The 21,248-nt window shown below is 70.2% G+C and carries 18 protein-coding genes; 9 read left to right on the top strand and 9 right to left on the bottom strand.

Annotated features, from left to right (window positions below; translation table 11 throughout):
- Positions 1 to 34: 34 nt before the first annotated feature.
- The 4 genes from ACX1D0_RS14160 to ACX1D0_RS14145 all read left to right on the top strand — a co-directional run bounded on the left by ACX1D0_RS14160 (position 35) and on the right by ACX1D0_RS14145 (position 4,026).
- Complete coding sequence (locus ACX1D0_RS14160) at positions 35 to 1,249, top strand: LolA family protein (protein ID WP_459018643.1); 1,215 nt, start codon at positions 35 to 37, stop codon at positions 1,247 to 1,249.
- Entirely contained in the window at positions 1,246 to 2,187 is a 942-nt protein-coding gene (locus ACX1D0_RS14155) for an ABC transporter ATP-binding protein (protein WP_459018642.1), read from the top strand. The genes ACX1D0_RS14160 and ACX1D0_RS14155 overlap by 4 nt, the downstream gene beginning before the upstream one ends.
- Entirely contained in the window at positions 2,174 to 3,007 is an 834-nt protein-coding gene (locus ACX1D0_RS14150; protein WP_459018641.1) for an ABC transporter permease, read from the top strand. Before ACX1D0_RS14155 ends, ACX1D0_RS14150 begins: the two co-directional genes overlap by 14 nt.
- A gap of 140 nt (positions 3,008 to 3,147) precedes the next feature.
- Positions 3,148 to 4,026: an aldo/keto reductase gene (locus ACX1D0_RS14145; RefSeq protein WP_459018640.1), complete on the top strand. Its 879-nt coding sequence runs from the start codon at positions 3,148 to 3,150 to the stop codon at positions 4,024 to 4,026.
- Between the two features lie 9 nt (positions 4,027 to 4,035).
- Here the strand turns inward: ACX1D0_RS14145 and ACX1D0_RS14140 are convergent, their stop codons facing one another.
- The 7 genes from ACX1D0_RS14140 to ACX1D0_RS14110 all read right to left on the bottom strand — a co-directional run bounded on the left by ACX1D0_RS14140 (position 4,036) and on the right by ACX1D0_RS14110 (position 12,178).
- A complete protein-coding gene (locus ACX1D0_RS14140) occupies positions 4,036 to 4,581 on the bottom strand; it encodes an NADPH-dependent FMN reductase (RefSeq protein ID WP_459018639.1) in 546 nt (181 codons plus the stop codon).
- Between the two features lie 296 nt (positions 4,582 to 4,877).
- Positions 4,878 to 6,683 carry a bifunctional metallophosphatase/5'-nucleotidase gene (locus ACX1D0_RS14135; RefSeq protein ID WP_459018638.1) on the bottom strand — a complete coding sequence of 602 codons (1,806 nt, stop codon included), beginning with the start codon at positions 6,681 to 6,683 and terminating at the stop codon, positions 4,878 to 4,880.
- A gap of 105 nt (positions 6,684 to 6,788) precedes the next feature.
- Complete coding sequence (locus ACX1D0_RS14130; protein WP_459018637.1) at positions 6,789 to 8,669, bottom strand: hypothetical protein; 1,881 nt, start codon at positions 8,667 to 8,669, stop codon at positions 6,789 to 6,791.
- Positions 8,666 to 9,175, bottom strand: coding sequence for a SigE family RNA polymerase sigma factor (locus ACX1D0_RS14125; protein WP_459018636.1), 510 nt, complete (start codon positions 9,173 to 9,175; stop codon positions 8,666 to 8,668). Before ACX1D0_RS14125 ends, ACX1D0_RS14130 begins: the two co-directional genes overlap by 4 nt.
- Positions 9,176 to 9,461: 286 nt before the next feature.
- Positions 9,462 to 11,141, bottom strand: coding sequence for a long-chain-fatty-acid--CoA ligase (locus ACX1D0_RS14120; protein ID WP_459018635.1), 1,680 nt, complete (start codon positions 11,139 to 11,141; stop codon positions 9,462 to 9,464).
- Between the two features lie 70 nt (positions 11,142 to 11,211).
- A complete protein-coding gene (locus tag ACX1D0_RS14115) occupies positions 11,212 to 11,430 on the bottom strand; it encodes a dodecin (protein WP_459018634.1) in 219 nt (72 codons plus the stop codon).
- A gap of 76 nt (positions 11,431 to 11,506) precedes the next feature.
- Complete coding sequence (locus tag ACX1D0_RS14110; RefSeq protein ID WP_459018633.1) at positions 11,507 to 12,178, bottom strand: SDR family NAD(P)-dependent oxidoreductase; 672 nt, start codon at positions 12,176 to 12,178, stop codon at positions 11,507 to 11,509.
- Positions 12,179 to 12,317: 139 nt separating this feature from the next.
- Between ACX1D0_RS14110 and ACX1D0_RS14105 the strand changes: the two genes are divergently transcribed.
- Positions 12,318 to 15,530: a DEAD/DEAH box helicase gene (locus tag ACX1D0_RS14105; RefSeq protein WP_459018632.1), complete on the top strand. Its 3,213-nt coding sequence runs from the start codon at positions 12,318 to 12,320 to the stop codon at positions 15,528 to 15,530.
- Here the strand turns inward: ACX1D0_RS14105 and ACX1D0_RS14100 are convergent.
- Both ACX1D0_RS14100 and ACX1D0_RS14095 read right to left on the bottom strand, forming a co-directional pair.
- Positions 15,483 to 15,875, bottom strand: coding sequence for a MerR family transcriptional regulator (locus tag ACX1D0_RS14100; protein ID WP_459018631.1), 393 nt, complete (start codon positions 15,873 to 15,875; stop codon positions 15,483 to 15,485). The genes ACX1D0_RS14105 and ACX1D0_RS14100 overlap by 48 nt on opposite strands.
- On the bottom strand, positions 15,872 to 17,923 hold the full coding sequence (locus ACX1D0_RS14095) for an amylo-alpha-1,6-glucosidase (RefSeq protein WP_459018630.1): 2,052 nt from the start codon (positions 17,921 to 17,923) through the stop codon (positions 15,872 to 15,874). Before ACX1D0_RS14095 ends, ACX1D0_RS14100 begins: the two co-directional genes overlap by 4 nt.
- Here ACX1D0_RS14095 and ACX1D0_RS14090 point away from each other — a divergent pair.
- From ACX1D0_RS14090 to ACX1D0_RS14075, 4 genes are all read left to right on the top strand, one after another.
- The gene (locus ACX1D0_RS14090) at positions 17,922 to 18,113 is read left to right on the top strand and encodes a hypothetical protein (protein ID WP_459018629.1); all 192 of its coding nucleotides are present in this window, start codon (positions 17,922 to 17,924) and stop codon (positions 18,111 to 18,113) included. The two genes, ACX1D0_RS14095 and ACX1D0_RS14090, sit on opposite strands and share 2 nt — an antisense overlap.
- Before the next feature lie 100 nt (positions 18,114 to 18,213).
- A complete protein-coding gene (locus tag ACX1D0_RS14085) occupies positions 18,214 to 19,332 on the top strand; it encodes a glycosyltransferase family 4 protein (RefSeq protein ID WP_459018628.1) in 1,119 nt (372 codons plus the stop codon).
- Positions 19,333 to 19,423: 91 nt separating this feature from the next.
- Positions 19,424 to 20,125, top strand: coding sequence for a response regulator transcription factor (locus ACX1D0_RS14080; RefSeq protein ID WP_459018627.1), 702 nt, complete (start codon positions 19,424 to 19,426; stop codon positions 20,123 to 20,125).
- Positions 20,122 to 21,201, top strand: coding sequence for a sensor histidine kinase (locus ACX1D0_RS14075; RefSeq protein WP_459018626.1), 1,080 nt, complete (start codon positions 20,122 to 20,124; stop codon positions 21,199 to 21,201). Before ACX1D0_RS14080 ends, ACX1D0_RS14075 begins: the two co-directional genes overlap by 4 nt.
- Positions 21,202 to 21,248: the final 47 nt, after the last annotated feature.

Raw genomic sequence — 21,248 nt, 5'->3', positions numbered from 1 at the left:
CGTCCTCTCAGCGGGGCTCGTCTACCGTGGACGCATGACCGAACGACGCTCCCTTCTCCGCTCCCCGTGGGTCGCCCCGATCGCGGTGACCTCCGCGGTCGCCGTGGGCATCCTGGCGCAACCGCTGTTCGCCGCCGGCGAAGCCAGCGACCTGCCCGAGTTGTCCGCCGAGGAGCTCGTGGCCCGGGTCCTGGAGTCCGAGCCGCAGGCCATGTCCGGCACCGTCGTGCACACGGCGCGGCTGGGGCTCCCGGACCTCCTCTTCACCGAGGCCAGCGGCGCGGACCCCATGAGCCTGCTGGGCGGAAGCTCCACCCTCCGGCTCTGGACGGACGGAGAGCAGCGCTCGCGCGTCGCCCTCCTCGGCACCATGTCCGAGTGGTCCGTCGTCACCGACGGCCCAGAGGTATGGACCTATTCGAGCACCGACGACGAGGTCGTCCACTACAGCGTCAGCGACGCGGACCGCGCGCGCCTCGAAGCGATGAGTGAGCAGGCCCGCGAGGAGGCGCTCGCCCGCAAGGCCGAGCTGCCCACCCCCCAGGAGGCGGCCGCTGAGGCGCTGGCCAAGATCGACGAGTCCTCCAGCGTGCGCGTCGACGCTCAGACCACCATCGCCGGGCGCGACGCCTACCAGCTCATCGTGACCCCGGACACCGACGGCACCCTCGTGGACCGCGTCGTGCTCGCCGTCGACGGCGAGACCGTGACGCCGCTGCGCGTGCAGACCTGGAGCACCCTGGACGAAACCGCCCCCGCCCTCGAGGTGTCCTTCACCGACATCGACTTCACCGCACCCAACGATTCGGTCTTCGCCTTCTCACCGCCCGCGGGTGCCACCACGCGCGACGTCGTCGTACCCATCCCCGCCGAGGGAACGGGGATGCCCGCCCACGAGATGGCAGAGGGCGCGCACGAGAAGCCCACGGTGCACGGCACCGGCTGGGAGACCGTCATCGAGCTCACCGGCGTCGACATGGCCGCCCTGCTCGCCGAGGACCCCACGGCCGTCAGCGGCCTGCCGGAGGACTTCACCGGCTCCGAGGAGGCGAAGGACCTCATGGAGGAGTTCAAGCCCGAGCACGGCGGCGGCATGGATCTGGACACCGGTGCGCTCTTCGAGCAGCTCACCACCGAGGTTCCCGAGGGTCGCCTGCTCAGCTCCACGCTGCTCAGCGTCCTGGTGACCGACGACGGGCGCGTCCTCGTGGGCGCCGTTCCCGCCGAGACCCTGCGCGCGATGGCGTGAGCGCCCCTGCGATCCGCACCGAGGGACTGACGAAGCGGTTCCGGTCCGGGCAGGTCGCGGTCGACGGGATCGACCTCGTCGTGCCCACCGGGTCCGTCTACGGTTTCCTCGGCCCCAACGGTTCCGGGAAGACCACCACCATTCGCATGCTGCTCGGGCTGGTGCGGCCCACCGCCGGCGCGGCCTGGCTCCTGGACCAGCCCATGCCCGATGCCGGCGGCACCGTCCTCCCGCAGGTCGGTGCACTGGTCGAGGGCCCGGCCTTCCACCCCTATCTCAGCGGCAGGGCCAACCTGGTGCGGCTGGACGCCTGCGACGCGACGGCGGATCCCGCCACATCCCGGGCCCGCATCGACACGGCCCTGGACCGCGTCGGCCTCACCAATGCCTCCCGCAAGCTCTACCGGCAGTACTCCCTGGGGATGAAGCAGCGGCTCGGGCTCGCCGCCGCCCTGCTTCGCCCGCGCAGGCTCCTGGTCCTCGACGAGCCCACCAACGGCCTCGACCCCCAGGGCACCCGCGAGGTGCGCCACCTCATCCGGGAACTCGCCGGGGAGGGTGCCACGGTGCTGGTCTCCTCTCACCTTCTGGCGGAGATCGAGCAGGTGTGCACCCACATCGGCATCATGGGCCAGGGCAGGCTGCTGGCCCAGGCCGAACGCAGCGAGCTCGCCGCCGACGACGACTCCCGCCTCGTCGTCACCACCACGGCGGACAGCATGACCGCTGCAGCTGAGGTGCTGGCATCGCTCGGCCTCGAGGAGGTCCGGGCCGACGGCGTGGAGGTGCGGGCCCGCCTGGGAGCCGTACCCCCGGGGCGCGTCTCGGCGGCCCTCGTGCACGCCGGCATCGACCTGGTGGGCCTCGAGGTCCGCCGTCGCAGCCTGGAACAGCTGTTCGTTGAACTGACCGGGGAGGGCTTCGATGTCGCGCGCTGAGGGCTCCTTCGGCCGGCTGCTGCGCAGCGAGCTCCGCCTCCTCTTCGGCAGACGGCGCACGCTGGCCCTCCTCGCCGGGCTCGGCGCAGTACCACTACTGCTCTCCGTCGTCCTGTTCATCGCCCAGGGATCGGGCCTGGAGGGACAGGGGCCCGGCTTCATCGGCCGCGTGACCGGCAACGGGCTGTTCCTCGTCATCGCGGCACTGTTCATGTGCCTGCCGTTCCTGCTCCCCCTCACCATCGGGATCACCGCCGGCGACTCGATCGCCGGCGAGGCTCAGGCCGGCACACTGCGCTACCTGCTGACCCTTCCCGTGGCACGGACCCGCCTCCTGGTGGCGAAGGCGCTCGTGGCACTGGCCTTCGCGCTGGCGGCGGTGCTGGTGATCGCCGTCATGGCGCTCGCGGCAGGCGGGGCCTTCTTCGGGCTGACCGAGATGACGCTCCTGTCCGGCTCCACCGTCTCGCTCGGTGATGGGATGGCGCGGATGCTGGGTGTCGCGGCGTACGTGGCGTTGTCGCTGACGGGGCTGGTGGCGGTGGGGGTGTTCTTCTCCACGCTCACCGAGGTCCCCGTCGGGGCGATGGCGGCCACGACCGTGGTGGCCGTGGTGTCCACGGTGCTGGACTCCCTGCCCCAGCTCGCGGCCATCCACCCGTACCTGTTGACCCATCACTGGTTCGACTTCGCGGAGTTCCTCCGGATCGAAGTGGACTGGGGCGTCCTCAGGTCTGGACTCCTCGTGCAGCTGGGCTGGGTTGCGGTGTTCGCGTCGCTGGCGTGGGCACGGTTCCGGTCCGCCGACGTGACCTCGTGACCTCGTTCTGCGGTGATCGTTCCTCCAGGCTGACTCTCGGGCCCTCATCGCCCCTGAGCCCCTGACTGGAGGAACATTGTCCGCAGGGTGCGGTCCGGGCCATCGCATAAGGTCTAGGTGTCCGCTCGCAAGGAGGCCCCATGGCGCACGTTCCCCTCACTGCCGTGACCCTCGGCGCCTCGCGCCTCGGTGAGCGCCCCGACGGCCAGTCGCTGGCCGACGCACTGCTCTCGTCCCCGCTGGGCAACGTCGACACCAGTAACAACTACGCCGGCGGCCGCAGCGAGCAGATACTCGGCGCCGCCATCCAGCGCGCCGGAGGGCTCCCCGAGGGCAAGCTCGTGTTCTCCAAGGCGGACCGTCACCCCGACACCGGGGTGTTCGATGCCGACCGCGTGCGCCGCTCGCTGGAGGAGTCGCTGACGCGGCTCGGGCTGGACCGGCTGCCGCTCTACCAGTTCCACGATCCGTTCACGGTCACCGTCGACGAGGCGCTCGCCGCGGACGGACCCGTCGAGGCGCTGGTGCAATTGCGGCACGAGGGCGTGATCGGGGCGATCGGCGTCGCCTACGGTCCGCTGGCCGAGACACGGGCCTACGTCGAGACCGGCCTGTTCGACGTGGTGCTCAACCACAACCGCTACACGCTCGTCGACCGCTCGGCCGAGCCGGTGTTCGAACGGGCGCGGGAGTTGGGCATGCAGGTGTTCAACGCAGCGCCGTTCGGCGGCGGGACGCTGGCCAACGGCGAGCGCACCTACGGTTACCGCACCATGCCTGGCGATTTCGCCGCTCACATCGACCGGGTCCGCGGCCTGGCCCAGGGCGCGGGCGTTGACCTCGCGGCGGCCGCGCTGCAGTTCTCGCTTCGAAGCCGGCTGGTGGACACGACGGTGGTGGGCATCCCGTCCCTCGAGCGCCTCGACGCGTTGGCGGGCCTCATCGCGGCAGAGGTGCCGGAGGAGTTCTTCGCCGCCGTCGAGGCGCTCGGTCCGCCGCCCGCGAGCGGCCAGGACTGAGGGCTCGGGTCAGGCGGCCAGATCAGAGGCGTCGACGGCGCCGGCCAGCTCGTCGGACAGGCTCAGGAGTTCCGCGATCTTCTCGGCGCCGGCGGTCACTTCACCGGACATCGTGAGGTCCGTGTTGAACACCAGGCCGGTGGTACCGACCACGTTGGCCTTGAGGTTCTGCATCAGCTGGGTCAGCGCGGTCGTGGCGCGCTGACCGCCGCCGAAGCCGTAACCGACGAGCGCCATCGGCTTGGCCTCCCACTCGGCGAAAAGGTAGTCGACGGCGTTCTTCAGCGGGGCGGGGAAGAAGCCGTTGTATTCGGGCGTGACGACGACGATCGCGTCGGCGGCGTCGACGGCGGCCTTCCATGCCAGCGTGTGCGGCTGGGTGTAGACGCCGGAGCCCGCGGGGGCATCCTCGTCGATGAAGGGCAGGTTGATCTCGGCGAGGTCGAGGGTGGTGACGGACCAGTCTGAGCTGAGGGCTTCTGCCACCCATGAGCTGACGTGCCCACCGATGCGCTGCGGACGGGTGGACGAGACGATGATCGAGAGATTCTTCACGGTTCAACTATGACATATTTAACTTGACGTTTCAACTACATGCCGGGCGCGAGATTCAACCGCCCGGCTGACGGAGCACCCGAGCAGGCTCCCCAGATCCAGGCCGTCGGCACTCTTCACGACGCGCTCGCTCGTCAATGCCCAGCAAGCTCCGCCATCAGATCTGAAACCGTCGGCTCGCCCATCACGGCCCTGCCTGTTCTTCCGATTTGCGCCAGCCTACGCACCCCCGCGACACGACGGTGGGACGGACACCGCAGTGCCCGCCCCACCTGTCCTGAGGGACTACCGCACGATCACGGCACCGGGGTGCCGTCGACCGTCAGGGTCCAGTTCTGGTCGAAGAAGTCGACTGGGTCGATCGTGCCCTTGTCGACCGCCCAGTCGATCAGCAGCTGGCGGATCTCTCGCATCTCGTTGTACACCACCGGCGCCGTCGCGATGTGCGGGAAGTTGCCGCCACCGCTGCGTCGGTAGTTGTTCACCGCCACGACGAATTGCTCGTCCGGGGCCACAGGCGTGCCGTCGGCATGGGTGAGGTTCTCGATCCGCGAGCCGACGGGCTGGCTGAGGTCGATCTCGTAGTCGACTCCGGCGATGATGTCGTAGTTGTAGTCCCACACCTGCTGGCCGTTGTGGACCACCGAGGTGTGTTCGTCGGCGTCGAATGTCGCGCCGGGGGCGACGGTGCCGAAGTACTTCGCCGAGTACTCGAGGAAGTCCCTCACCTGGGCTCCGGTCATCACGACCGCCTCGAGCGTGTTGTCGTAGATGTAGAGGCCCGCCATGTCGCGGATGGTCACGTCGCCTTCGGGGAACACTGCCGTGCGGCTGAAGGGGGCGGCGATGGACAGCACCGGGAGATCCGCATACGCGCCGCCTGCCAAGGCTCCTTGGACGGTCTCGGTCTGCACCATCTGGATGTAGTCGATGATGGCGGTGTCGCGGTAGCGGGACTCGGTGGCGGGCAACTCCGTCACCGACTGGGCGATGACGGTGTTGACGTAGCCGACGGTCGTCTCGTGCGCGTCGGAGACGGCCTCGACGACGACAGGGTCCTCGCCGACGGAGCGGCTGAGGATCGCCTCGGCCTCGGCACCCACCACGTCCCACTGGCCGCGGACCTTCTGCAGGTCGATGGTGACGTCGGAGACGCTCTGACCCCAGAACATGGGCTGGGTCAGGAGCACTCGCTCGCCGGTCACCTCGTTGGTGACGAACTTCTCGGCGGCATCGACGCGGTGGGTGTGGCCGACCACCATGACGTCGATGCCGGGCACCTGCTGGGCGATCTGGTCGGAGGGGTTCTCCTCCCCCAGGCCGGTGGAGGTGTCGTAGCTGGACTGTCCGATGCCCGCGTGGCTGAGCACCACCACGACGTCGGCGCCGGCGGCCTTGACCTCCGGAACCCACTTCTCAGCGGAGGTGACCATGTCCTCGATGGTCACCCTGCCCTCAAGGTGTCCCTTGTTCCAGATCATGGAGCCGGGGGTGGTGAGGCCGAGGATGCCGACCTTGACGGGCTTGTTCCCCAGCTTCTTCGTGATGATGGTGTAGGGCTGCAGCAGCGGCTCGCCGGTGGCCGTGTCGATGACGTTGGCGGCCAGAACGGGGAACTCGGCGTCGTCGACGTAGGCGTCGAGCAGGTCCAGGCCGTAGTCGAACTCGTGGTTTCCTGGCACCTGGGCGTCGTAGCCGATGGCGTTGTAAGCGGTCGCCATGGGGTGCTCGGCGCCCGTCTCTGTCACCGGCTCCTGCTTGGCGAAGTAGGTGGTGAGCGGGGTGCCCTGCAGCGCGTCGCCGTTGTCGACGACGATGACGGTCTCGCTGCCACGCTCGTCGCGCACGTCGCCGACGATGGTGCTGACGGCACTCAGCCCGACCTTGCCCCCCTGGGCGTCCCTGTACGGCGCGTCGGTGAAGTAGTCCCAGTTCTGGACCCGGCCGTGCATGTCCGTGGTGGCCAGCAGCGTGAGCTGGGCGGTCTGCTCGCTGCGCCGGCCGGGTGCCGCGTCCGCGGGCACCGTGGTGACGAGAAGTCCGCCGGCCAGCGCCAGAGAGGCAGCCGCGGCCACCGCGCTCCGGAGGGGATGGTTTCGCATGATCACTCCTTGTGGATGTGGGTTCACAAGGACGCTAGCCCGCGATGGTTACGAGCGGGTGACCTGGGGATGACCTGCGGGTGGCGCGCAGGCAGCCGCCGTGGGTCAGGGGGTGCCGCCGCGGAGGCCGCTGAGCAGCTCGGCCCAGGAGGCCGCGAGGTCGCCGTCGGGGGTCCACGCGCCCTCGTAGACCCAGGAGCCCGCCGCGATCCGGATCCGCAGGTCCTGGTCGACGGGGTAGGTGACGGGATCTCCGTACTGGTTGTACAGCACCAGGTAGGGGGACCCTTCCGGGATGGACCATGAATCCTCCGGCACGGCGGTGGCCTGCGAGAGGGCAAGCACCAGATCACCGGGAAGTTCGCGCTGGATCCACCCGTCACCGTCCGCCGCGTCCGACGGTAGTCCGCAGACGAAGCCCCGGTAGAGGGAGCCGCGCTCGACGGTGGCGACGGAGTTGAGACCGACGACGGCGGCCGCATCGGTGCAGAGGTCGACGTCGTCGGTGAACGGCATGGGCTTCTCGTCGCGCTGGGCCGTCCACATGGGCAACAGGTCCTGCAGCAGCTGGGCGCCGCCCGTGCGGGATCCCCATCCGCCGACCCATTCACAGTTGACCGTCTCGGCCGACACGACGCGCCTGGTGCCGTCGGGGTAGTCGAGCGCCAAGTGGAAGGTGAGCCCGCCCATCTCGGTGCAGGCGTCGAAGTTGGCGGCGGGGAGGCTGTTGACGGCCTCGACGACCCGGTCCGGCTCCGTGGTCAGAGGTTCGATGGGGCCCACCCCGCCGAACGTCTCCCACTTGTCACCGCACAGCCAGACGCGGGCAACGCCGTCGGGAAGATCCTCGGTGGCGGGCAGGTCCTGCGGCGTGAGGTCCCCGGACTGGATGGCGTCGCAGACCGTGGACACGAGGCCCTCGCCGCGTTCGTCGGGCAGGGGCGCGACGGGGCTGGGCGTGGTGGGGGTGGGGCCGCCGTCGGGGCCCTGCGCCTCGACGATCCTGGCCTCCAGGGCGGGGGCCAGCGGACCCCAGAACCGACGCTGGGTGCCGTCGTCCCACCAGTAGAGGCCGGCTCCCCGGCCGGCGTCGCGGTGCAGCGAGACGGGGTCTCCGCCAGGAGTGAGCAGGACGAGGTCCGGAAGCGGGATCTCGCCGCGCTCGTCTGTGCCGGACAGCCCGCTGCCGCCGCGGATCGCGTCCAGGAGATCAGCCGTCAGGTCGGCGTCGAGGTCGACGACGGTCCCATCGGCCCGGCACGTGACCGCGCGGGTGAGGTCGGCCGGATCGAGCGGCCGATACACCGATGCGGGCGCGGTGCTGCATAGCGAATCGGTGCCGGTATAGGTGAAGCTGGTCTGCTCGCGCTCGGCCTTCCACAGCTCGCGTAGCTGCGCCAGGTAGCCGGCACCGTCCCCCCGGAAGGTCTCGAACATGTTCGTGGTGTCACGCAGGTCCCCGCAGCCGGCGATCCGGATGGACCGGTGGGCGCCGTCGGGATACTCGACGACGACGGTGTAGTCCAAGGGATTGGGCATGCAGTCCAGGACCCCCTCGGACTTGTCCAGGGCGTTGAACGCGGCCACCGCCTCAGCGGCGTGCGCGACGAGGGGGTCCGGCGCGCCGACGAGGACCTGGGACGCGCCGGTGTCCGAGCGTCCGCACAGCCAGAGGCTGGTGGCGCCGTCGGGGAGGTCGCCGTCGACGAGCGGGAGTGCGCCGGTGAGGGGGTCGTCACACGCGTCGGGAACGAGCGGGACCGCGACCGAGGGCTGCGGGCTGGGCGTGGCGAGGACCACCGAGGGCGGCGAGATGAATTGGAGCGCCAGCGGTGCGGCGAGGGCGGCGACCGCAACGACGGCGGCCGCCGCGACCCCCGCGCGGCGCGTCCGCGCACGGCTCCGCGCGGTGGCGGCCCACCCGCGGGTGCTGGGCCGGGGTGGCACTGCGGCGCGCAGGGCGTCGGGCAGCTCGTTCTCGTTCATGACAGGTCCTCCGGATCGAGGTAGGGAGAGGTGCGCAGGGCGGCGAGCCCGCGGCTGACGTGGGAGGTGACGGTGCCCTCGGGGATGCCCAGCAACTCCGCCACCTCACGGGTGGGCCGGTCCTCGAAATACCGCAGCACCAGGACGGTGCGCTGGAGTCGCGGGAGGCGGGCCAGGGCGCGGCGGAGGTCGGCGGCCGGGGCAGGGTCGCGAAGGGGCGACGGCGTGTCGGGCGGGCTGTCCGACGGCACCTCGGAGCGCCACTGCAGGCGGCGCCACCACGACACGAAGGTGCGGTACATCGTCGTGCGGACGTAGGCCTCGAAGTGGTGGTCGTTGTCGAAGGAGTCGTAGCGCCCGTAGGTCTTCGACAGCGCCGTCTGGACGAGGTCCTCCGCGTGTTGAGCGTCGCCGGTGAGCAGCCAGGCGGCTGCCCAGAGCTCACCGCCGCGGGCCGCGACATACCTGTCGAAGCCGCCGGCCGTCACCTCGACCGCGTGGTCCATCACTGCCTCCATGCTCTGTAGACGCGGTGGGGGGTGGGTTTCACTGCATCTGGGATCAGGGAACCAGACCTCACCGGTCACCGGGCTGAATCACGCCCGAAGTGCCCCGTCCACTGTCCCGCCGGCGGACCGGCGGATGGTTGAGCCGGACACGGCTCTCGAGGGACGGCGACGAGCCGGACACGGCTCTCGACGAACTGCCACGAGCCGGATCTGAGCCTCGACACCGAAACAGCCCAGTTTGAACGATCCCTTGCTCTGCGAGACCCAGATCCGGCTCAACGCATCAGCGGGCCGCGAGGCGGTCCCGGACCTGCTTGCGCAGCACCTTCCCCAACATGGACTTGGGCAACTCGCCGACCACCACGACCTCGCGCGGCACCTTGTACGCCGCCAGGCGGTCGCGACACCAGGTCCGCACCGCCTCCGGGTCGACGGTGGCGCCGGGCCGCGCGACGACCTCCGCCACCACGCGTTCACCCCCACCCGCCAACGCCAGGCCGATGACGGCGGCGTCGTCGATGTCCTCGTGCGATCGCAGCACCGCCTCCACCTCCGTCGGCGACACGTTGAACCCGCCGGTGATGATCAACTCCTTGACCCGGTCCACGATGGTGGTGAAGCCGTCCGCGTCGACCGTGACGAGGTCGCCTGTGCGCAGCCAGCCGCCGGGGAGGAGCACCGCGTCGGTCTCCTCCGGCGCGTTCCAGTAGCCCTGGAACACCTGCGGGCCGGCTAGCAGCAACTCGCCGCGCTCGCCGGGTGCGACCTCGCGGGTCGGGTCCTCCGGTTCCACCACGCGCATCAGCGTGCTCGGGAACGGGACACCGATCGTGCCGGTGCGGCGCGACGGGTGGAACGGGTTGCCCAGCGCCACCGGCGCGGTCTCGGTCAGGCCGTACCCCTCGACGAGGAGGCCGCCGGCCACGCCCTCCCAGAGGTCGACGATGTCGTCGGTCAGGTTCATCGCTCCGGAGATGCAGAACCTGGCCGACTTCAGGCTGACGCCGCGTTCGAGCGCCCGCCGCGCCGTCTTCTCGTAGATCGGCGGGACGGCGCAGTACACTGTCGGCGGTGTGCTGCGGGCGGCGTCGAGCACCATGTCCGCGTCGAAGGTGGGAAACAGCACGATCCGGGCACACTTGAGGATGCCGAAGGTCAGGTACAGCGTCATGCCGAACGCGTGGAACATGGGCAGGACGGCGTAGATGACCTCGCGGCCGTCGACGGCGTCATGCATCCACGCGGCCCCCTGGAGCGCGTTGGCGTACAGGTTGCGGTGGGTGAGAACGGCACCCTTGGCCCGGCCCGTGGTGCCGCTCGTGTACTGGATGACGGCCACGTCGTCGAGGGTCGGTCTGGGGTGGTCGCGGGAGATCGGTGTCGCGGCGAGGAGGTCCTCCCAGGGCGTGGTCCCGGGCGCGCGCTGGTGGAGCCTGTCGCGCGTGGCGCGCAGCTTCGGCACCGGCAACTGCAGGGCAATCCGCTTGACGAGGGGAAACGCGCGCAGCAGGTTGACCGCGACGATGTGCTCCACCTCGATGTCTGCCGGCTGCTCCTGGATCTTCGCCACTGCCGCGTCCCACGCGATGACGACGCGGGCACCGTGGTCCTCGAAGAGGTGCCTGAGCTCACGAGCGGTGTACAGCGGATTGTGTTCGACGACGATCGCGCCCAACCGGAGCACCGCGTAGAACGCGACGACGTGCTGCGGGCAGTTGGGCAGGATGAGAGCCACCCTGTCTCCTGCCCGCACGCCGAGCCGGCGCAGGCCCTCCGCGGCGCGGCGGATCTGCTCTCCCAACGCCCGGTAAGTGGTCTCGCGCCCGAAGAACTGCAGCGCCACGTCGTCGCCGCCGCGCTCCACCGCGTCCTCGCACATCTCCACCAGCGAGGTGGCCGGAAGGTCGATGGAGGCCGGGACCCCCGGCTGGTAATGCTTCACCCAGGGGCGTTCGTCGGTCATGGCCTCATCCTGTCACTGCCCGCGACAGGTCCACCGCCGCCCCCCGGCCGGCGGTTCAGCCAGGCCCGGCTCAGGCGGTGTGGCCGTCCAGGCGGAACCCGATCTTCAGTCCCACCTGGTAGTGGGCCACCTTGCCGTCGGCGATGTGTCCGCGGATCTCGGTGACTTCGAACCAGTCGAGGTGCTTGAGCGTCTCGGACGCTCGCGAAACGGCGCCGTCGATGGCCTGCTGCAGGCCCTCGCTCGAGGTGCCGACGATCTCGGTCACCTTGTAGGTGTGGTCACTCATGAGAGAACTCCCTTGTTCGCCGGATGCCCCACGCACCCGTCGTCCCACAATAAGCGACCTGCTCCGCGGCTGCTGGTCAGCCGTCGAGGTCCATGTCCCCGGCGAAGTGCCGGTACTGGCTCTTCTCGGTGTGCATCGCCCACAGCCGCTCGGCCAGGACGAGCGGGTCCTTCCGAGGGTGCCCCACAATGATGCCGCCGGGGATGATCAGCTGGGCCACATGGATCTTGTCCGGCGCCAGGGCGTCGTGCAGCATCTGGCCCAGCGCCGACTCCCCCGCGAACGCCACCGACGTGCCGGCGAACTTCGCCACCGGCCGGACGGCGCTGCCGCCGTTGACCAGCAGCACTGTGCCGCCGCCCCGGAACCGCATGTGCTGCATCACGTGGTGGACCGCGACGAGCGGCCCGTAGACGGAGAACTCGATGGCGGGCTGAAGGTCCTCCACGGTGGTCTCGAGCACCGGGCGCAGGAATTCCTTCGCCGGGAGCGGGCTGTACTGCAGCACGTCGATGGGGCCGAGGTCTGCCGCGGCGTCGTCGAGCGCGGAGCGAAGGGCGTCGTGGTCGCGGACGTTGGCCGCGTAGCCGCGGGCCGTGATCCCCTCTGTCGCCAGCTCTTCGGCCACGGCGTGAACGCGCTCGGCGGTGCGGGAGATGAGCGCCACGGAGAAGCCCTCCTTCGCGAACCGACGGGCTACTGCCGCACCAAGGCCGGAACCGGCACCGATGATGGCCAGTGTGGGCATGGTCTCCTCCTGGGGTCGAGGGTCATCGCTGACCTATACCCCCCACCCTATCCACACGGTGGCGCTGGCGGCACCACTGACGCCTGAGCGGAGTCACGCGTCACGGGATCCCGCTCAAGCCGGGTAACCTGGCACTTCTATGGATCTCCGCGGCGTTGACTGGGTCCGGGGATTCCCCGACGACGAACTCAAGCGCGTTTTCGGCGCCGCCACATTCTTCCGTGGGAAGAGCTACCAGGAGTTCAACCGCGTCAAGGACCTCGAGGCCGACGACGAGGTCCTCAGTGCCCTGGTCACCGGCTCCGCCAACCAGGTGTACGCCGTCGAGATCCGTCGGGGGACCCGCGGGCTCGTCACGTGGTGTTCCTGCCCGATGCGCGCGGGCTGCAAGCACGTCGTCGCGACCATACGGTCCGCGAGATCCAGCCTCAAGGAAGTAGCCGCGACCCCCTCGTGGGAGCGCCAGCTCGGCCAACTGGTGCACCTCGAGAGCGGCAGCGAGGCCACCGGCCGGGCGATGGCGCTCGAGTTCTCACTGCCCAGCACGCAGTACGGTCCCCTGCCGTCGCGGGTCCGCCTGGCACCGCTGCGCGAAGGCGCGCGTGCACCGTGGGTGAAGACGGGCGCCTCCTGGACCGACCTGGTGCAGGCCTGGCGTTCGACCGAGCTGAACCCCCCGCAACGCGCCGTCCTGGCGCAGCTGTTCCGCCTGTCACCCGATGCGCAGTTCGCCTACGGCTCCACCGCAACCCTCGATCTCGCGGATCTGGGCCCGCTCGCCTGGCCGATGCTGCGCCGGATCGTCGCGGCCGGCATCGAGCTGGTCCCGGGCGAGGGTCTGCGGTCACTCACCCTGGCAGACGAATCCGCGACCGTCTCGCTGGACCTCACCCGCTCCCCCGACGGAGGCATCCACGCCCAAGCCCGGGCGACGGTGATCGACCCGGAGGCCGGCGGGCGAGTCTTCCTCATCGGCAATCCCGCGCACGGCTTCGCCCATCTCAACGCCGGGGAGCTCACGCTGTGGCCGCTGGCGGCTCCGCCACCGGAAGGGCTCGAGGGGCTGCTCACTGAGGGCACCGGCGTCGAGATCCCCGCCGACGACGTCAACCGCTTCCTCACCCTCTACTACCCTGCACTGGCCCGCTCGGGGGCCGTCACCACCTCCGACGGCAGCATCGAGCCGCCCGATCTCAGCCCTCCCCGGCTGCGCCTCGGCGTGACGCACCTCTCCGGACACGTGGCCGAGCTGCGCTGGGGATTCGCCTACCCGTCGCCCCTGCCCGGCGGGGAACCCACCGTCGTCCCGCTGGTGGCCACACCCGGCGGCCCGCCGCGCGAGCATCACGTCGAGCAGCGTCTCGCCGCGCACGCCGCGACCCTGCTCTCCCGGCACCCCACCCTTCTTGGCGCGAAACGCCACCCCCTGGCAGAGGAGGCCGAGCTGCGCGGCATGGCGGTGGCCCCGTTCCTCTCCGAGACGCTGCCGGCCTTGCGCGAGGCAGGCGTGGTCGTCGACGAGGTGGGCGACGCCGTGGATTACGCGGAGGCGGACGAGGCGCCCGTCATCCACCTCACCTCGGACGACACCGAGGACCGCGACTGGTTCAACCTGCACGTCACGGTGACGGTCGACGGCCAGGCTGTCCCGTTCGACCAGCTGTTCCACGCGCTGGCCGCGGGCGACGACGCGCTGTTGCTGGACTCGGGCACCTGGTTCAGCCTCGACATCCCTGAGCTGCACGATCTCCGCCGCCTCATCGAGGAGGCGCGCGACCTCACCGACGACGCCACCTCCGGCTCGCTGCGCCTCAGTCCGTACCAGGCGGGTTTGTGGGAGGAGCTGGTGGGGCTGGGCGTGGTGGCCCGCCAGAGCCAGCGCTGGACGGCGGCCGTCGAGCGCCTACTGCCGGACGCCGACCGCAGCGATGTACCCCTGCCCGAGGGGCTCAACGCGACGCTGCGGCCCTACCAGGTCCACGGCTACCAATGGCTGACCACGCTGTGGGACGCCCGCCTCGGCGGCGTCCTGGCCGACGACATGGGCCTGGGCAAGACCCTTCAGACCCTCGCCCTGTTCGAGCGGGCACGGGAGGCCGGCCAGCTCGACGGATCCCCCGTGCTCGTCGTGGCGCCGGCGAGCGTGGTGGGGACGTGGGTCGACGAGGCGGCCAAGTTCGCTCCGGGCCTGAAGGTCGTGGCCATCACGGCCACGGGGAAGAAGCGGGGCGACGACGTGGCCGCGGCTGTCGCGGGTGCGCACGTCGTGGTCACCTCGTACACGCTGATGCGGCTGGAGGATGCCGAATACCGGGCGCTGCCGTGGAGCGGGCTGATCCTCGACGAGGCGCAGTTCGTGAAGAACCACCGGTCCCGCACCTATCAGGCCGCCCGACGGCTGGGGGCACCGTTCACGCTCGCGATCACCGGCACGCCGCTGGAGAACTCGCTGATGGATCTGTGGGCGATGCTGTCGCTCGCCGCCCCCGGCCTGTTCCCACGCCCCGAGCACTTCATCGAGCGGTTCCGCAAGCCCATCGAGGCGGAGCGCGACCTTCTGGCCCTCGAGACCCTCCGACGGCGGATCAAGCCCTTCGTCCTCCGCCGCACCAAGCGGGAGGTGGTGCAGGAACTCCCGGAGAAGATCGAGCAGGTGCAGCGCGTCGAGCTGACGCCGGCCCACCGCAAGGTCTACGACAAGTACCTCCAGCGGGAGCGCCAGCGGGTCCTGGGGATGCTGGACGACATCGACCGCAACCGGGTGGCGATCTTCCGGGCGCTGACGATGCTCCGCCAGCTGGCGTTGGACCCCGTCCTGGTGGACCCGGGGCACAGTTCCGCGTCGTCGGCGAAGGTCACCGCCCTGGTGGAGCAGGTGACTGAACTGGCCGCCGAGGGCCACAGGGCGCTGGTGTTCAGCAGCTTCACCGGGTATCTCAAGCTGGTGCGGGAGGCGCTCGACGACGCGGGCATCAGCTACGCCTACCTCGACGGGCGGACGAGGGACCGGCCCGCGCGGATCGCGCAGTTCCGGGAGGGCACGGACCCGGTGTTCCTCATCTCACTCAAGGCAGGCGGCTTCGGGTTGACGCTGACCGAGGCGGACTACGTCTTCGTCCTCGACCCGTGGTGGAACCCGGCGGCGGAGAACCAGGCTATCGACCGGACGCACCGCATCGGGCAGACGCGGTCCGTCAACGTCTACCGGATGGTCTCCGAGGACACCATCGAGGAGAAGGTGGTGGCGTTGCAGGAGCGCAAGCGTGACCTGTTCACCTCCGTGATCGATTCCGGCTCGTTCTCGTCAGGCGCTATCACGGCCGCCGACATCCGCGGCCTCTTCGACGAGTAGCTGGCGCGGCCTCTCCCCCGCCTCGTCGCGTTGACCCTTGATGTGCGAGAGTTCCTGCTCCAGCTCCTCCACGCGGCGGCGCAGCTCCAACACGTGCCGCACCGCTGCCAACGTCAGACCCTCGTTGGTCAGTGAGATCACCTCGCGGAGCAGTTCGAGTTCCCGCGCTGAATACCGCCGCTGGCCGCCCCGCGACCTGCCGGGCGACACGACGCTCTCCTCGTCGAACCGCCGCAGGGTGGCCGGCTGGAGGCTCAGCACCGCCGCGACCTGCCCGATCGTGTAGAACGGCGTGTCCCGATCCACCGGATGCGCGGGAATCGGCAGGTGGTTCTCCTGCGTCATCGCGCACCGGGCCCGCTTGTGCCGGCCGCAGGGATGTCGCCTGGGCGGCCGGGTATCCCGACTCCGTCCTGAGCCGCGGCGGGGGTGATCCGGACCTCATCGCAGTCAGCCACGACGTCGAAACTGCGGCGCCCGACCCTGATGCCCGTGACGGCCGCCGCACCCACGAATGCGGGAACCGGCCCCGCCGCCACGCCGCCGTCGCCCCCGTCTGCGTGCAGTGCCAGCAGGATCCGCAGCATCTCGAACGGAGTCGCGGCCGCCCAGGCCTGGGGGGAGCATGACGTCGGGTACGGCACGGGCACGGCGTGCTCGGCACGGCTGAAGCCGCCGAGCAGCTCGGGCAGGCGCCCGTCGAACGCCTCGGCCGCATCAAGAAGGCCGCGCAGCAGCCGGAGCGCCTCGTCACGGCGGCCGTACCGCTGCATGCCGGCCGCGGCCAGCACGGTGTCATGAGGCCACACGGACCCGTTGTGGTAGCTGATCGGGTTGTACCGTGCCTCCTCCGAGGAGAGCGTGCGGAGGCCGAATCCCGTGAACATGTCGTCGGCCAGGAGCCGGGCGACGACGCGGTCAGCATGGTCATCGTCGATGATCCCGGTCCACAGGCAGTGCCCGATGTTGGAGGAGACCACCTCGAGGGGGAGCTTGTCGCGGTCCAGCGCCATGGCGTAGAACCCGATCTCGGGGCACCAGAATGCCTGGTGGAACCGCTGTTTGAGGTCTGCCGCCCGGCGGCGCAGACCTGCCGCCTTGGCTCCGCCGGCCAGCGCGTCGTCCAGGTCCGCCGCGGCCAGCAGCGCCGCGTAGCAGTAGCCCTGCACCTCCGCCAGCGCCATCGGCGGGCACGCCTCCGCCCCTGAGCGGTGGTTCATCGAGTCGCTGCTGTCCTTCCAGCCCTGATTCCACAGGCCGCGATCGCTGGTGCGCCGGTATTCGACGAAGCCGTCGGAGTCAAGGTCGCCGTGGTGGAGGATCCACCCGACGGCGGCCTCCACCGCGGGCATCAACTCCAGGAGCGCGGCGCGATCCACATCCCAGCGCAACGCCTCGCCTGCCAGCATGACGAACAGCGGCGTGGAGTCGACCGAGCCGTAGTACACCCGGCTCGACCCGAGCGCGAGAGAGGCATCGGCACCGAGGCGCACCTCGTGCAGGATGCGGCCCGGCTGCTCCTCCGTCATGGGGTGGGCGCTAGCCCCCTGTCTCCTGGCCAGTGTCCGTAACGTGCCGAGCGCCAGGTCCGGAGCGAACGGCATCATCATGTGCCCGGTCAGCAGGGAATCGCGTCCGAAGAGCGCCATGAACCACGGCGCCCCGGCCGCGACGACGTCGTCCTCCGGGTTATCGGGATCGATGATGCGCAGCGCTCCGAGGTCGCGCTGACTCGTGCGGAGGGCGGCCGCGAGGACCGCGTTGTCCACCGAGACCTTCGCGGTGGCGTGCCGCCACCGACGCATCCGCTGAGCCGGCCGGGCACCATCCAACGGCTGATCCAGCGGGAACGATGCGCCCTCCCCGAGAACCCCCGAGGTGCTGGTGACCTCGACGCTGACCTGCCATGCACCTTTCGCGGGAATGACCGTCTGGAACAGGAGCGCACCCGGGACGGCTCTGGCCCCCGATGCCGTGATCCGCACCCCCCGGGCATCGGCGCCTCCGTCGTCCAGGCTGAAGGTGAGCGCGTCGAGGGTCGCGGCGGTGGTCACGGCCAGGGGGCGCACCGGTCTGCGCTCCTTGACCTCGAACAGGTCGGCGAAGTCCACATCGATGTGCAGCGAGACGTCCACGCCGGCGGGCTCCATGCCGTAATTCGTGACGGTGACGTCCTCCCGCATTCCGTGCCCCACCATGCGGTGGCGCTCGACCACGAGGGTGGCCTCGACCTGGCCCGGCCTGGCCGGGACCCGGCCGACGAAGCGGCACTCGTAGGGCTCGGACGGCTGCACCCCGAGGGACTCGATCTCGTCGCCGTCGATGCGCAGCTGCCACCTCGACAGCACGCGGGTGTCTCGGACGAACAGGCCATCCGCCAGGTGCGGCTGCATGTCCCCGTTCGTCCGCGACGTACTGAACGACGAACCCTCGACCAATGTGACCGTCTCGGACGGCGGATGGACCGGGCCGAGTCCGAGCGGACGCGTGGGGTCCGATTCGATCGTCGAGGCGGTAGTCCGGGCCAAGTCAGCCGACGTGACGTCCATCTCAGTTCTCCTCATGGCCATCTGGCGCTCTTGACTCTCTGAACTTCTCATCCTATATATAGGTTTGTTGGATTGTGAAGATCAACTTCACCGCTCCGTCGGCTCACCCCGACCGAGGTGAAGAAGGAGGTGACATGTCTCTCAAGATCGGACAAGCCCAGGAGACTGCCGGCACGGCCCGCAAGCTCCGGATCGGCATGGTCGCGCCCCCCTGGTTCCAGATCCCCCCGAGGGGATACGGCGGCACCGAAGAGGTGGTGGCCTCGCTGGTGGACCAGCTCGTGGACCGAGGGCACCATGTGACCCTCGTCGCCTCCGGAGAAGCCGGCACCCGCGCACAGCGGTTCGTGCAGGTCTACGACGAGCCCCCCTCGCACCTGCTCGGCTCGAGCGTGCTCCCCGAACTCATCCAGGCTGCCGAGGCGCAGCGGGCGCTGGCCGACAGCGATCTCGACCTGATCCATGATCATTCGGCGGCCGGGCCACTCACCGCGGTGGGAAGACGCTGCCCCACCGTCGTCACCATGCACGGTCCGGTAGCCAACGACAACGGCGACTACTACCGCAGGCTCGGAACGCGGATCGGCCTCGTGGCCATCTCCGACGCCCAACGCATGCTCGCTCCGGATCTCAACTGGGTAGGCACCGTGCACAACGCGGTGGACGTGGCCAGCTTCCCGTACAACGCCGACAAGGGCGACGACCTCCTGTGGATCGGCCGGTTCAGTCCGGACAAGGGCGCACACCTCGCCATCAGGGCGGCCCAGCGTGCCGGGCGTCGCATCATCCTCGCGGGGAAACTCAATGAGACGGCTGAGAAGTCCTACTTCGACGAGGCCGTACGCCCGCTGCTGGGCAGCGGCGTCCACTACGTGGGCGAGGCGGACGCCGCGATGAAGCGCGAGCTGTTCGCGCAGGCCGCCTGCCTGCTGTTCCCCATCCAGTGGGACGAGCCCTTCGGCATGGTGATGGCGGAATCGCTGGCGTGTGGCACGCCGGTGATCGCGACGCCCCGTGGATCCGTGCCGGAGATCGTCCGGCACGGCCAGACGGGGTTCGTCTGCGCGTCCTTCGACCACCTGGTGGCCGCGATCCGAGCACTGCACACCATCGACCCGGCCGCGTGCCGTAGGGACGCCGAGCTGCGCTTCGACCTCCCGGTGATGGGGGCGGGCTACGAGCGCGTGTACCGCCAGGTCATCGGCGGGACGGGCCCTGAGGAGAGGACCCGCCCACTCGTGGCAGTCGCGTAGGCGTTCCCAATGGCGCTCGGCGCCATTGGGCCGTGACCCGGAACTCGCCAGGCGATACCCAGCCGGGTATAGCCTCTCCCCAGGAGGCACCGTGTCACCCACCATCCTCGTCGTCGACGACGCTGCGGAGATCCGCACCCTTCTCCGGACCTATCTCGAGGCCGAAGGTATGGCCGTCCACACGGCCGGGACCGGGGAGGAAGCCGTCCGCATCGCCGCCGCGGAGAAGCCCGACGTCGTGCTCCTGGACCTCGGGCTCCCGGACATCTCCGGGCTCGACGTACTGGGCCGGATCCGCGCCACGTCGTCGGTCTACGTCATCGTCGTCACCGCCCGCGCGGAGGAGGTGGACAAGATCGTCAGCCTCAGCCTCGGCGCCGATGACTACATCGTCAAACCGTTCAGCCCTCGCGAGGTCGTGGCGCGCGTGCACGCCATGATGCGGCGCCCCCGCTCAGAGGGCACCGACGAGCCCACCGACGACACCCTGCGGTTCGACGGTCTCACGCTCGACCCCGCAGCCCGCGAGGTCGCCGTCGACGGGGGGTCCGTCGCCCTCAGCGCCCTGGACTTCGACCTCCTCCACGCGCTGGCCAGAAAGCCCGGTCGGGTGTTCTCCCGCGCCCAGCTGCTCGAACATGTGTGGGGGTACGCCTTCTACGGCGACGAGCGGGTGGTGGACGTCCACATCCGCACCATCCGCGCCGCCCTCGGCGACGACGGCACGACATTCGTCGGCACCGTGCGCGGCGTGGGCTACCGGTTCCTCAAGACCCCGGCCGGCAAGCCGTGAAGCGCCTGGCCGTCCGCCTGGCGCTCAGCCACGTCGCCGTCGTCGCGATCGGCGCCTTGGTGACCTTCCTCCTGTCCCGCGCCCTCGCGCCGGCGCTGTACGACCGCATGCAACAGCGCGGCCCCCACGGCGGGCAGGCGGAGAGCTTCCGCCAGGAGATCATCGAGTCCATGGACCTGGCGCTGCTCATCGGCACAGCGGCCGGAGTGCTCGTCGCCGCGACCCTCGGGCTGGTCGTCGCCCGGCAGTTCATGCGTCCCATCCGCGACCTCCAGGACGCCGCGCGGCAGATGGCGGCCGGGCACTACGACGTGGAGGTCCCTGCGGCCGCCGAGCAGGAGCTCAACGATCTCGGCGCGGACCTCCAGACCCTCGGCGAGTCCCTCGCCAGCACCGAGGCGCGGCGGGTCCAGCTATTGGGCGACGTGGCCCACGAGCTGCGCACACCCCTCACCGTCGTCGGGGGGTACGTCGAGGCGATGACCGACGGCATGGTCCCCGCCGATGCGGACCACCTCGACCTCATCGGGCGCGAGGTCCAACGCATGCGAAGGCTCGCCGACGATCTCGGCGCCCTCTCCAAGTCCCAGGAGGCGGGGCAGGAGATGCGGTTGACCCGGATCGACGTGGGAGCGGCCGTCGCCGAGGCGGCCGAGCGGCTGCGGCCCCAGGCTGCGGACGCCGGGGTCAGCCTCACAGTCGACTGCCACCCGGCGCTCGCCGACGCGGACCCCGAGCGCATCGGCCAGGTGGTGACCAACCTGGTGGGCAACGCATTGAGGGCGGTGACTCGGGGCGGGAGTGTCGCGGTGAGATGCCGAGCCGATGCGGGCACCGTCAGGATCAGCGTCGACGACGACGGGGTGGGCCTGGCACCGGAGGACCTCGAGCGGGTCTTCGAGCGCTTCTACCGCGTAGACCGCCGCCAGGCCGACCAGCGGGGCGGCGGATCGGGCATCGGCCTGACCATCGCGCGTCAGATCGCCCGCGCGCACGGGGGGAGCCTGACGGCGTCCTCACCCGGCCTCGGGCGGGGCGCCACCTTCTCCCTGACGCTGCCACGTCCCCACGCCTGAGCGCGAGGGCGCAGCGACGAGCCTCGGAGGGAATGAAGAACGGCGCC

This window comes from Tessaracoccus pujii, assembly GCF_054483895.1.
Note: the sequence above shows the minus strand (reverse complement) of the source record. Positions and strands in the feature narration are given on the sequence as shown.